Below are 12,591 nucleotides of genomic sequence, written 5' to 3'. Positions count from 1 at the left end.
CTTAATAATCATTTAAAATGTCACCAAGCGGGTCTCCTGAACCAGAATTTCCACCAGCTGAACCATTTCCACTGTTGTTTGATAAGTTTAAATAAATAAATGCTAAGCTTAATGCAATAACCCCTGTAGCAATTAAAGTTAATTCGTTTAATGGAGCAATTGCAAAACCGATGAAGAAGAATGGCCATGTTTCTTTTGAAGCCATTAAGTTAATAACCATCGCTAACCCTACAGCTACAACCATGTTACCACCGATTGTCATCCCATTTGCAAACCACTCAGGGATTAATTTTAAGTATCCTTGAACTACTTCTGAAGAAACGAATAGAAGTGCTCCTGCTGGAATCATAATACGTAATCCTTGCATTGATAATGATACATAGTGCCAGAATGCTACGCCTCGGAAGTCTCCATTTTCAGCTGCAGCATCTGCTCTGTGAACTAAACCAACTGCTAATGTACGTACAACCATTGTTAATACAAGACCAACTGTTGCTAAAGTAATTGCAGTACCAATCGCTAAGTTACGACCAGCATCAGAGAAGTCATTCCCTTTGATATAAATAATCGCTGAAGCAACTGATGCTAAGGCAGCATCAGGTGCAACTGCGGCCCCAACGTTAGCCCAAGCAAGTGCGATAATTTGTAATGAACCGCCAAGAATAATTGCTTCGGAAAGATGTCCTGTTGCAAGTCCGATTAATGTACACGCAATAATTGGTTGATGGAATTGGAATGCGTCTAAGATTCCTTCCAAACCAGCTAAAAATGCGACAATTAGGACTAAAATAATTTGAATTGCATTAAAATCCATAATAATCTCCTATCTGTATGTTATAGTTTTAAGCCTTCATTAGACTTTGCTTCAATTAATTTAAAGATATCCGCAGGAGTATCAGAAACTACTTTACGAACATCCATCTTCACGCCTAAGTCACGAAGTTTCTTAAAAGTTTCTACGTCATCTTGGTCAACAGATAATGCATTACTAATTTGAACTTTACCGACTGAGTGCGCCATTGAACCAATATTCAAATCATCAATTTTCACACCTTGTTCAATCACTTCAAGTGCTTCTTGAGGTGTTTCGAATAATAATAATGCCTTTGTATCCCCAAAACGTGGATCATTATATACTTCCACTAATTTCTTAAGTGGAATCACGTGCGCACGAACTCCTGGTGGAGCTGCTTGCTCGATTAATTTCTTACGTAAATCATCTTTTGCAACTTTATCAGAAACAACGATGATACGATTTGGATTTGTTGCTTTTGTCCAGCTTGTTGCTACTTGTCCATGTAATAGACGAGTATCCACACGCGCTAACACAAATTTAATCTTGCCATCTCCGATGACAGTTCCTTCTGGAATTGCACCAATTGAAACTGGAGCAGCAGATTCTGCTTTCTCCTCTTTCTTCTCTTCTGGTTGAAGTGATTCAGGACGAATCTTCACACCTTCAATAGCTGTTGGCGCAATCGCTTTTGCAATCTCATGTGATGTATTCATTGAGAAACGACTTGCGTACGCTTCAATTAACATCGGCAAGCTTAAACCAGCTACGATTGCACGGTGGTCTGGGTCTTCTTCAAACAAGATGTTTGCTTGGTTGAATGGACTACCACCCCATAAGTCTACTAGAAATAGAATTTCTTCAGTCTCTAGCTTTTCAACTGCTTCACGCAGTTTTCTTTGTAAGTCTTCAGGTCCTTCACTAGGCATAAAAACAACAGATTCAACTTTTTCTTGATTCCCGAAAATCATTGAACCTGATTGCTTAATTCCATCTGCAAATTCGCCGTGACTTGCAATGATAATTCCTACCATAAAGCTACCTCCTTTATTAAATTAAATCGTTTTTATGATTTAGTATATTTTACCATAACCATGCACTCACTTAAAGAAATCTTAACCTTTAAATTGTTTTTTATCGGTTCCAATACTTATTTACTATAGAAAAAAGCTAATCCATGAGGACTAGCTTTCTTTGAAACTTTATTTATATTGAGGACGACCATATCCAATGATATATCGTGCTGATAATCTATGAGATTTACGAACGACTTTTGATTCGTCATAATTACGATCACTTGTATTTCCTTCAATTGTAATCACTTTGTCGCCTTCTACTTTTTCAACAATGGCAATATGGCCGGCCACACCGTCTATGTTCCAGTCAAAAGTAATCACATCTCAAGTTGAGGGGTTATTTCCCAATGCAAAAAAACATTTTAATGATTTAACTTGTTCCCGTTGTCATCGAGATAGAATGTAAATCCTTCCCCAATAACTTGGTTCACATCTGTAATAATTACAAATGCTTCTGGATCATACTCGTGAATGATTCGTTGAACTGGCATCAACTGCTGACGGCTTATAACGACATACAGAACTTGTCGTTTCTCTTTTGAGTAGAAGCCATGTCCATCCAACACTGTAATACCACGATCTAAATCCGTTTGGATTCGCTGTCCAATTTTATCATATTTATCTGAAATAATCATGATGGCTTTTCGTGGGTTAAACCCTTCTAGGATAAAGTTAATCACTTTACTAGCGATAAATAACATAATTAACGTTAGTACTGCTTTTTCAAAACCAATTACAAAAGCAAGTGGTGTTACGATAATGAAGTCAATGATTAGTAATGAAGAGGATACGCTCCACCCTAAATATTTATGCATCATCATCGCAATAATATCTGTACCTGCTGTTGTTCCTTTCCCAAGGATAACAAGACCTAATGCTATCCCTACCAAAACTCCTGCTGCTACACCAGCAACAACTAGGTTTTCTGGAACAAATACTGGCCAGTCCTGTGTCACTTTTAAGAAAGTTGGTAATTCAAAAACCGCTAAAACAGTATATACCATTGTTTTTCTTTCAAGATAGCGATATCCAATCAGTAATAAAAATCCATTCAAAATTAAGTTGGATAAGGCTGGATCAATTTGTAATGTATAGTACCCTAATAAGGTTAATCCTGTAATACCGCCTTCCCCAAAGTGGTTGGCAATTATAAGTGCATTAATTGTATACGAAAATAAAAAACAGCCTAATGTAACCAGGATGAAGGATTTTAATGTGTCCTTGTTTAGATATTTCTCCAATTAAATTCCTCCTTATTCTGGCTCCCTATGGAATCGACCATAGAAGTTTTCTGTACTAATTTGATTAATAATCGCACGCGGGTCTGCTTCTTTAATCACAGCAACTGCATCAATCACCTCATACGAAGATAATACTGTATGTAATAAATACATTCTTTCTCGACTGAAACCACCAATGGCTTCCACACATGAAATCCCATGACGGACTGTCTTTAAATAAGCATCCATGACGTCTTCACCATAACGCGTTGTAATTTGCAACGTAACTTTATGATAACGTTGGTGGAAGGTACTAATCACTTTTGTTGAAATATATTGGAAGATAATCGAATATCCCGCATGTTTCCAGCCAAATAACGCACCGAATATTAATAGTAATGCTGTATTAAATAAGAAGACTTCTTGCCAAATCGTTTTCCCATTACGGTTCGAAACGTATAAAGCCACAAAGTCCATCCCACCGGTAGAAGCATTTCCCTTCAAGGCCAGTGAAACATATAAACCATTTAATACCCCACCGAAAATCACGTTCAGCATTGTATCATCCACAAATAACGGCTCAAAATTCAATACTCGAATAAAGAAACTTCCCACGAATACTTGTAGAATCGAATAAAACGTGAATCGTGGACTGATTCCGCGGTAACATAAAATCGCAACCGGAATATTAAGCATAATGAGAAGCATCGAGATTGATAATTCTACTCCAAATAGCTCAGCAATTTGATTAATCAAAATAGATACACCAAGGAATCCACTTGACAAAAGATTCGATGGTTGAATAAAGACCTTCAGCGTGAACGCTTGAAGAAAACCTGAAATGACAACGGCTAACAGCGAAAATACATGCCTAATCATTTTGTTTTTACGATATTTACGATAAGAAGATGGGTTTAAAAAACTCATGCATGATCACCCACTTTGAAACAATATTGAATGCCGTTTGCTGTTGGAACTTTCAACACAGCATCATAATAATGGAACGGCACTTTTTTAGATTCCAAATTTAACACTAGATTTTCTAATTCTCGCATATTTGGAACACGCCATTCGATTTCAGAAACCCCATAAAAATCTTGATGTGAATGAGGGATGAACTCCCATGCGTTAATTGCTAGTGAGTATCCATCTCGATTCACTTTAAAATTCTTACGACGAGTCACATAATCAAAGGTAGTCTTGAATAAAAACGCTTCGGTTAAAAACGCTCCTGTTTCTTCAACATCGGACACATTATAGTGCACTTGTGCGATACTAGCGGTTGGTGGAAATTCTTCTGTCATCGCATCGACTCCATCGATAAACTCATGAAGCGAACGATTCATTTCTGTCCCTTCAAGATATTCATCAACGAGTTCAGAACCACTCTCGCTTTCAATCATAAATTTCAAGCGATTCCCTTCAGGATCTAAGATATAAAAGTTATCCGTATAGCCATCAAAACCTGTCGCAGTGATTGTTTGTTCTTCTAAAATCAATCGATTAATGAGCTCTCCCATTTGGAATGGTTTTGTTAATTTAAAGCCGATATAGTACGTAGTTAGAATTGAATTTTTACTTCCTTTACCTTGAACTAAGCGCAGTAAAGGAACACTACCTCTACTATGTCCAATAAGGATTTCGTTATCAAAGTCCTGCAGTACAACAAGACCTAAAACTTGCGTATAAAATTTCTTCATCACTGAAAGATTACGCACCGTTATCGTTACAAGAGAAATCGTCCACTCTTTTTTTGATTGTGGTACAAGCGCATCTTTCACTAACTGTAATAGATTTCGCATTTTCCTTTTCCTTTACTAAAAAAGTGGGGAGGACTTAAAGGATGTTCCTCACCCACTCCGTTAATTTTTATCCTTCAAAAGCCACTGTTAAAGGTGGGACAACTTGTTTCTTACGAGAAACAACTCCTGGTAGTGTTAGTACTCCGTCTGTATAGCTTGCGTTAAACGCTTGAGCTACTTTATCTAAATGGTCACCAACTACTAATACTGTTGATACGCTAGTTAAGATGTTTGTAATGACAAATACAAATGTATCATATCCGTTTTTATCGTTTGCAACACGCATGCTTTCTTCTAATGCATCGCGACGTGCTAACAATTCTTCAGGATCCACTACGTTCACTTGCGCAATACGTAAGTTTGCTCCTCCCATTGGGAATGATTTCGCATCTAAGTCGATTAAATCATCTTCAGATTTATTTCCTAAGTTTGTACCAGCTTTTAGCATTTCTAAACCATATACATTCACATCGATTTCAGCAATGTTTGCTAAGTCTGTTGCTGCTTCGATATCTTGTTGTGTGCATGTTGGTGATTTGAATAATAATGTGTCTGATACAATGGCTGAGACCATTAATCCAGCAATATCTTTTGGAATATCTACTCCATATTCTTTGTACATTTTGTATAAAATTGTATTTGTACATCCTACTGGTTCTGCACGGTAGAATAATGGGTTTGCTGTTTGGAAGTTAGCGATACGGTGGTGATCCACAACATATTCTACTTCCACTTTTTCAACTCCTGTAGCACTTTGTTGAACTTCATTGTGGTCTACTAATGCTACACGATTTGTTTCTTCTGAAACATCTCCAATCACGCGTGGAGCTTCTTTTTTGAAATATTCTAAAGCGTATTGTGTTTCTTCATTTGGAGTCCCTAGGGCAACTGCTTCTGCATCTTCTCCTAAATGACGTAATAAGTAAGCATATGAAATTGCTGATGTAATTGCGTCTGTATCTGGATTTTGATGTCCGAAAACTAATAATTTACTCATAATTTGGCCTCTCTCTATATAAATTTACATTGACAATTTTAACATAATTATCACTTAAAACCAATAGATAATGCATTATTTCTAAGATTTCTAGAAAAAAAGAACTGTTATAGCTTTTAAACTATAACAGTTCATTCATTATGCATTTAAATAACCTTTATATTCGTCTGTTCTTAAAATACGACGAGCATTGTCCACACGTTCTTGTGTTGGTGGTTCAATATGGTCTAATTTATATGGAATTCCTAAGTTCTTCCATTTATACACACCCAATTTATGATAAGGTAAAATTTCAAACTTCAATACGTTCTTCAATTTACTTACAAACTCACTTAATCGAATGAGATATTCATCATAATCTGAACGTTCTGGAACTAACACGTGACGAATCCATACCGGTTGTCCTTTATCTGATAAATACTCTGCTAGTTGAAGAATATTTTTATTCGTCCATCCTGTTAATTTCTTATGTTGTTCATCATCAATATGTTTAATATCTAATAAAATAAGATCCGTATATTGTAATAACTCTTCGAATTTTGAGAAGAATGGTTCGTCATACGTAAATGGCATTCCACAACTATCTAATGTTGTGTGTACTCCAGCTTTTTTGCAGCGCTTAAAGAAATCGATTAAGAAATCAATTTGCAATAAAGGCTCTCCTCCGCTGACAGTTACTCCACCTTTACGTCCCCAGAATGCACGATATTGCAACGCTTGATCGAGTAATTCTTGAGAAGTAATCGGATGACCGCCCCCAATATTCCAAGTATCTGGGTTATGACAAAACTCACAACGCATACGACAACCTTGCATGAAGGTTACAAAACGGATACCTGGTCCGTCTACAGAACCAAAACTCTCTGTAGAATGAATATATCCAGTTACTGGTTCACTCATCATTATTCCTCCTATCTTTTCTCTACTAGTATATCACAATTCGTGTCCTTTAGGTCCATTTCGATTAAAAAACGGATGGACGATTTTGCCCATCCGTTCTCTTAATTTCAGCAATCTAGTTTGGTCTACTTCTAACAGTCGACCTCACACTTTGTGTAATTCGGTTCGGTCTCCTTGAAATACCTCCACTTCGTAAAATTTTTTCGGATGCTTAGCATCCTCATTAATTTTCCTCCAGTGGTCTATTTCAGAACAGTCGACCTCACACTTTGTGATTACATGCTTTCGTGCATTGTACGGTTGATTACGTCTAATTGTTGTTCACGAGTTAATTTAATGAAGTTAACTGCGTAACCAGATACACGAATTGTTAATTGTGGGTATTCTTCTGGGTGTTCCATAGCATCTAATAATGTATCACGGTTGAATACGTTGATGTTTAAGTGGTGACCACCTTTAGAAGCGTAACCATCTAACATAGAAACTAAGTTTTCTTCTTGTACATCTAATTCACGACCTAAAGCTTTAGGAATGATTGAGAATGTATTTGAGATACCATCTAATGCATATTTGTAAGGTACTTTAGCAACTGATGATAATGAAGCTAATGCTCCGTGTGTGTCACGACCATGCATTGGGTTAGCACCTGGTGCAAATGGTTCGCCAGCACGACGTCCATCAGGAGTGTTACCTGTCTTCTTACCATAAACTACGTTAGAAGTAATTGTAAGGATAGAAGTTGTATGTTTAGCATTACGGTAAGTTTTATGTTTTTTAACTTTAGTCATGAATTCTTTCAATAACCAAACAGCGATTTCGTCAGCGCGGTCATCGTTGTTACCATATTTAGGGAAGTCGCCTTCTACTTCATAGTCAACAACAACGCCATTTTCGTCACGAATAGTTTTAACTTTCGCATATTTAATAGCTGATAATGAGTCAACTGCTACTGAGAATCCAGCGATACCAGTTGCCATTGTACGTAGAATTTCAGTGTCATGTAATGCCATTTCAATTCTTTCGTAGCTGTATTTATCATGCATGTAGTGGATGATATTTAATGTGTTTAAGTATAAACCACAAATCCATTCCATCATGTCATTGTATTTTTCCATTACTTCATCATAATCTAAGTATTCTGAAGTGATTGGTTGATATTTAGGACCAACTTGTGCTTTAGATTTTTCATCGATACCACCGTTGATCGCATATAATAATGTTTTCGCTAAGTTAGCACGAGCACCGAAGAATTGCATTTGTTTACCGATACGCATAGCAGATACACAGCAAGCAATTCCGTAGTCGTCGCCCCACTCTGGACGCATAACATCATCATTTTCATATTGAATTGCAGATGTTTGAATAGAAGTTTTAGCTGCAAACAATTTGAAGTTTTCTGGTAAACGAGTTGACCATAGAACTGTTAAGTTTGGTTCTGGAGCTGGTCCTAAGTTTACTAATGTGTGTAAGAAACGGAAACTGTTCTTAGTTACTAATGGACGTCCGTCTTCACCAACACCGGCGATTGATTCAGTTACCCAAGTTGGGTCTCCTGAGAATAATGCGTTATATTCAGGTGTACGAGCGAATTTAACTAAACGTAATTTCATAACGAAGTGGTCAACAAGTTCTTGTGCTTGTTCTTCAGTTAATGTTCCGTTTTCTAAGTCACGTTGTACATAGATATCTAAGAATGTTGAAGTACGTCCAAGTGACATAGCCGCACCATTTTGTTCTTTAATAGCTGCTAAGTATCCTAAGTATAACCATTGGAAAGCTTCGCGAGCGTTAGAAGCTGGTTTAGAAATATCGAATCCGTAGATGTTACCTAATTCTTTTAGTTCTAATAATGCACGGTATTGTTCTGAAACTTCTTCACGTAAACGAATTACATCGTCACTCATAGTACCGTCGCCAATGTTAGCGAAGTCTTTTTGTTTTTCAGCGATTAAACGATCAACCCCGTATAAAGCTACACGACGGTAGTCACCGATGATACGTCCACGTCCGTAAGCATCTGGTAAACCAGTGATAACACCTGATCTACGAGCCGCACGCATTTCTGGAGTGTAAGCATCGAATACACCTTGGTTGTGAGTTTTACGCCAGTCACGGAAGATGCGAGAAATTTCTTCGTCGATCTTGAATCCGTAAGCTTCAGCTGATTGTTCACTCATACGGATACCACCAAATGGTTGTAAGCTACGTTTGAATGGTTTTTCAGTTTGGAAACCAACAACTGTTTCTAAATCTTTGTTTAAGTAACCAGGACCATGTGAAGTGATTGTTGATACAACTTTAGTGTCCATATCTAAGACACCACCAGCTTCACGTTCTTGTTTGTTCAAGTCCATTACTTGTGCCCATAAAGCTTTAGTAGCTTCAGTAGGTCCAGCTAAGAAACTGTCGTCTCCTTCATAAAGTGTGTAGTTTTCTTGGATAAAGTCACGGACGTTAACTTCTTCTTTCCATACTTTACCTTTGAAACCGTTCCATTGTTCCATAAATTTTTCCTCCTTAGATAATTGATTGTGAAACTTATAACAGCTATCTACATGAATATTATAACACAATAAAAATTAGTTGCAATACTAAAGTGTAAAAAAATACAAAGTTTTTGTTAAATATTGCTACAATCGCGATTTTAAGGTCTTAAAAGTTGCGAAAGATGTATTATAACAGCTTGATTCGCTGTACTAATATTTTGAAACAGAATGAAAACTTTCACAATGTGGTGTTTATTATCCACAATCAAAACTCTTTTTCTTTCGTTAAATATAAAAAAAGAGCAATACCGAAATAAATTCGATAATGCTCTTCTCAATTTAGCGTTTCAGGAGGGATTCGAACCCCCGACCGTTCGCTTAGAAGGCGAATGCTCTATCCTGCTGAGCTACTGAAACAGTACTAAATTAGTATACCTAAAGACGAACATTCTGTCAATTGATTTTACAGCCTTCTTCCGACTCTTCTGTTTCTTTTTCTTCGTTATCTGTTTTCTTCTTTTTCGAGAAATTCATTGAAATATAGATGACTAACATTACGATCGCCATGATTAGAACTCTTGCGGCTAAAGCGAAATTATATAACGCTGCAATCGCACTTAATGCAAAGAAGATGATAGTCATGTTTTTTACTGTTTCAAGAATGGGACGTTTTCTCCCCATTGGATTTGGTCTGTTATCCATTCGTTACTCCTTCGTTTCTTTCGTTTTATACATCAATAATGCTGAAGCGATTGCTACATTAAGTGATTCTGCTTTTCCAAACATTGGAATGATGATGACGACGTCCGCTAAATCAATCACGTCATCAGATACACCTTGCCCTTCATTCCCAACAACGATTGCTACATCCGTTGCTCCTTGTAAGATAGTGTAATCTTTTGAATCACTGTGCAGTGCCGTTACAGCCACTTGTACACCTTTAGATTTAAGAAATGGCAAGTATTCTTGTAGGTCCGCTTGAAAAACTGGGATATGGAAATGGCTTCCCTGCATTGAACGAAGAACTTTATCGTTATATAAATCTACTGTTCCTGTTCCTAAAATGACCGCATCGAATCCAGCAGCATCAGCTGTTCTCACGATTGTTCCTAAGTTTCCTGGATCTTGAACGGCATCTAGAACGATCATACGACCGTTTTGAGGTAATGCCTCTTGTTTAACTATCTCCACAACTGCTAAGATCCCTTGAGTAGTTTCTGTCATTGATAACTTTTGGAAGACTTCTTGAGATACAACTAGAAGCTGTGCGTTCGTACGACTTAATAAAAGTTGGTAATCTTCAAGGCGATTACTACTTACTACTATTAATTCAATCGGAGCTTTCTCTTTAATCGCTTCTTCTACAAGATGCTCTCCTTCAAGAAGATACATCCCTGCTTTCTTACGCCCTTTTGCATTCTGAAGTTTGACAAGCTCTTTAATTTTTTCATTTTTAGGTGAACTAATGATATCCATACAACTACCCTTTTAATCCTTCTATTGTATTCATAAGTTTCTTAACTTCTACTTTTTGATTTTGATGAAATCCACATTTCATAGGTACGACATAAGTTTCCTCTTTATCAAGATATTGCAATGTTAATTTGGGATTTCCTAAAAGTTTCTTCTCCACGGAAACCTTTTGAATGCGTTCTGAAGGGATAACGATTGGTCTATTCGCTCTCCATACACCTTCTTTAGAAGTTTCAAATAGAACGAAACCATCTTTAGCCCAATAGAGTACAAAGGTTTGATTTCCTTTTTCCAAAGCCACTAAGCTATCAGCATCCGTCATTTCGAATCCAAAAAAACTAATTTGACTTTTTAAATCCTCGATGATTTCCATTCTTATTCCCCTTCTTTCGTTTCTGAGTTGGTTTCTTAGAACTTACTTCTTTCTTTTTCGGTTGTGTGACTGGTTTTAATTGTCCTGCATATAGTTCAAACTGAACTAGTTTATGTTTCCCTGCAACCTTCTTCAAGTCTCTTAGTTCGCGGTCATTCACTAGACTGAGAACTAACCCTTCTTTTCCCATACGTCCTGTACGTCCAGAACGGTGGGTATACTGTTCTGTTGAATCTGCAATATCATAATGAATGACAAGTGGTAAATCTTCAATATCGAGGCCACGTTGTGCGACATCGGTACTTAGTAAGAATGGAATCTGTCCCTTCTTAAATAAGTCGATAGCTTTATTACGTTCCGTTTGATGAGCGTCACTTGATAAAAGTGCAACTGGAACTTGATGATACGCTAACTTTTCGCCAAGTAATGCTGCATTTGCAATCGAATTGACAAACACTAATGCCTGGTTTGCATTTTCGGAGAATGCTAGCTTGCGTAGCACTTCATCACGTTTTCTAGTTGGACATTCAATATATCCATGAGTTACGTTCGAATGAGCAGAGTTCCCCTCTGAAACTTCAACAAAAGTCGGAAGCATATTAATCCATTTATTAACTTCTTCTAAATTCTTATTCTTTGTTGCAGAGAAACAAAGCACTTGTCTTTCAGAAGGAAGTTTCTTTACAAGTTCTCTTGTGTTATTCAATTGTTCTGGATCGAGTAAATAATCGGCTTCATCTAATACAAGCATCTCTACTTGGTGAAGCTTTAATTTACGAAGCTTTGAAAGCTCTAGTAATCGTCCTGGTGTTCCTACAACGATTTCTGGTTTATCTTTCAACTTCTCTACTTGTCGTTTTACGTTTGCTCCACCCGCTAAAACTTGCACACGAATTTCAGGTGTTTTCCATTCTCTAATCACTGCTCCAATTTGTTGAGCTAATTCTTGAGAAGGCGCCACAATCAAGGCTTGCAACGTTTTATCTGCCTTTACTCTTTCCAAAATAGGAACGACATACGCTAATGTTTTTCCAGTCCCTGTTGGTGAGATAGCTACGATATCTGTTCCCTCTTTAATGAGTTCTTGTGTCTTTTCTTGTATCGGTGTTAATGTGTGGAAGCCATGTTGCTCCCAAATTTTTTTTGTATTCATAAGTGTCCTTTCCGATAACCATTTGTTCTTTTGAGTCCTATTCATTTTAACGAAGAAATGCCTATACTTCAAATAGTTTCAACGTTTGTATAAAAAAAGAGAACTGCTCTTACACAGTTCGGGACTGACCCCAAAAAGTGAGAATTTAATAAAAACACCCTAGGGCTACCGTCTCCGGTATTCAACCGGAGACAGGTAGTCCAATTTTTGTTGGATTCTATTTTCATTATAATATTTGATGTAATTTTCTACAATTTGAATTACAATAGAAGATGAAGTTATTACTTCATCTTTTATGTAGAAAGCTTCGCACTTTAG

14 protein-coding genes and 1 tRNA gene are annotated in these 12,591 nt (G+C 37.0%); all 15 read right to left on the bottom strand.

Annotated features, from left to right (window positions below; all coding sequences use genetic code 11):
* Position 1 precedes the first annotated feature (1 nt).
* Positions 2-817: a PTS mannose/fructose/sorbose transporter subunit IIC gene (locus ADH02_RS01000; RefSeq protein WP_414717657.1), complete on the bottom strand. Its 816-nt coding sequence runs from the start codon at positions 815-817 to the stop codon at positions 2-4.
* Positions 818-834: 17 nt separating this feature from the next.
* Positions 835-1,827 (bottom strand): mannose/fructose/sorbose PTS transporter subunit IIB, encoded by a 993-nt coding sequence (locus ADH02_RS00995; RefSeq protein ID WP_048781849.1) that lies wholly within the window; start codon positions 1,825-1,827, stop codon positions 835-837.
* Between the two features lie 168 nt (positions 1,828-1,995).
* Positions 1,996-2,190, bottom strand: coding sequence for a CHAP domain-containing protein (locus ADH02_RS09415; RefSeq protein WP_152903870.1), 195 nt, complete (start codon positions 2,188-2,190; stop codon positions 1,996-1,998).
* Positions 2,191-2,231: 41 nt separating this feature from the next.
* Positions 2,232-3,110: a YitT family protein gene (locus ADH02_RS00990; RefSeq protein ID WP_048781847.1), complete on the bottom strand. Its 879-nt coding sequence runs from the start codon at positions 3,108-3,110 to the stop codon at positions 2,232-2,234.
* A 12-nt stretch (positions 3,111-3,122) separates the two neighbouring features.
* The gene (locus tag ADH02_RS00985; protein WP_048781845.1) at positions 3,123-4,016 is read right to left on the bottom strand and encodes a YitT family protein; all 894 of its coding nucleotides are present in this window, start codon (positions 4,014-4,016) and stop codon (positions 3,123-3,125) included.
* Positions 4,013-4,891 (bottom strand): VOC family protein, encoded by an 879-nt coding sequence (locus ADH02_RS00980; protein WP_048781843.1) that lies wholly within the window; start codon positions 4,889-4,891, stop codon positions 4,013-4,015. Before ADH02_RS00980 ends, ADH02_RS00985 begins: the two co-directional genes overlap by 4 nt.
* A gap of 67 nt (positions 4,892-4,958) precedes the next feature.
* A complete protein-coding gene (locus ADH02_RS00975; protein WP_048710458.1) occupies positions 4,959-5,888 on the bottom strand; it encodes a manganese-dependent inorganic pyrophosphatase in 930 nt (309 codons plus the stop codon).
* Between the two features lie 138 nt (positions 5,889-6,026).
* Entirely contained in the window at positions 6,027-6,788 is a 762-nt protein-coding gene (gene pflA, locus ADH02_RS00970) for a pyruvate formate-lyase-activating protein (protein WP_048781841.1), read from the bottom strand.
* Positions 6,789-7,063: 275 nt separating this feature from the next.
* On the bottom strand, positions 7,064-9,292 hold the full coding sequence (gene pflB / locus ADH02_RS00965; RefSeq protein WP_048781839.1) for a formate C-acetyltransferase: 2,229 nt from the start codon (positions 9,290-9,292) through the stop codon (positions 7,064-7,066).
* Between the two features lie 325 nt (positions 9,293-9,617).
* Positions 9,618-9,691: transfer RNA gene (locus ADH02_RS00960), tRNA-Arg, on the bottom strand.
* A 36-nt stretch (positions 9,692-9,727) separates the two neighbouring features.
* Positions 9,728-9,976, bottom strand: a complete 249-nt coding sequence (locus ADH02_RS00955) for a hypothetical protein (protein ID WP_048781837.1) — start codon at positions 9,974-9,976, stop codon at positions 9,728-9,730.
* A 3-nt stretch (positions 9,977-9,979) separates the two neighbouring features.
* Complete coding sequence (locus ADH02_RS00950; protein WP_048781835.1) at positions 9,980-10,750, bottom strand: TrmH family RNA methyltransferase; 771 nt, start codon at positions 10,748-10,750, stop codon at positions 9,980-9,982.
* Positions 10,751-10,754: 4 nt separating this feature from the next.
* Positions 10,755-11,120 carry a hypothetical protein gene (locus tag ADH02_RS00945; protein ID WP_048781833.1) on the bottom strand — a complete coding sequence of 122 codons (366 nt, stop codon included), beginning with the start codon at positions 11,118-11,120 and terminating at the stop codon, positions 10,755-10,757.
* Positions 11,086-12,273, bottom strand: coding sequence for a DEAD/DEAH box helicase (locus tag ADH02_RS00940; protein WP_048781831.1), 1,188 nt, complete (start codon positions 12,271-12,273; stop codon positions 11,086-11,088). Before ADH02_RS00940 ends, ADH02_RS00945 begins: the two co-directional genes overlap by 35 nt.
* A gap of 165 nt (positions 12,274-12,438) precedes the next feature.
* The coding region (locus ADH02_RS00935) for an IS3 family transposase (RefSeq protein WP_048781683.1) at positions 12,439-12,591 on the bottom strand (153 nt) is incomplete at its 5' end.

It is taken from the genome of Streptococcus sp. 263_SSPC (assembly GCF_001071995.1).
In the GTDB taxonomy this organism is placed as follows: Bacteria; Bacillota; Bacilli; order Lactobacillales; family Aerococcaceae; genus Granulicatella.
The sequence above is the reverse complement of the archived record's forward strand: the minus strand, read 5'-3'. Positions and strand labels throughout refer to the sequence as shown.

Excerpts from the sequence above, each read along its gene's own strand:
- ADH02_RS00995 (WP_048781849.1), bottom strand. The coding sequence starts at position 1,827 with ATGGTAGGAATTATCATTGCAAGTCACGGCGAATTTGCAGATGGAATT.
- ADH02_RS00985 (WP_048781845.1), bottom strand. The coding sequence starts at position 4,016 with ATGAGTTTTTTAAACCCATCTTCTTATCGTAAATATCGTAAAAACAAA.
- ADH02_RS00980 (WP_048781843.1), bottom strand. The coding sequence starts at position 4,891 with ATGCGAAATCTATTACAGTTAGTGAAAGATGCGCTTGTACCACAATCA.
- ADH02_RS00975 (WP_048710458.1), bottom strand. The coding sequence starts at position 5,888 with ATGAGTAAATTATTAGTTTTCGGACATCAAAATCCAGATACAGACGCA.
- pflA (WP_048781841.1), bottom strand. The coding sequence starts at position 6,788 with ATGAGTGAACCAGTAACTGGATATATTCATTCTACAGAGAGTTTTGGT.
- pflB (WP_048781839.1), bottom strand. The coding sequence starts at position 9,292 with ATGGAACAATGGAACGGTTTCAAAGGTAAAGTATGGAAAGAAGAAGTT.
- ADH02_RS00955 (WP_048781837.1), bottom strand. The coding sequence starts at position 9,976 with ATGGATAACAGACCAAATCCAATGGGGAGAAAACGTCCCATTCTTGAA.
- ADH02_RS00950 (WP_048781835.1), bottom strand. The coding sequence starts at position 10,750 with ATGGATATCATTAGTTCACCTAAAAATGAAAAAATTAAAGAGCTTGTC.
- ADH02_RS00945 (WP_048781833.1), bottom strand. The coding sequence starts at position 11,120 with ATGGAAATCATCGAGGATTTAAAAAGTCAAATTAGTTTTTTTGGATTC.
- ADH02_RS00940 (WP_048781831.1), bottom strand. The coding sequence starts at position 12,273 with ATGAATACAAAAAAAATTTGGGAGCAACATGGCTTCCACACATTAACA.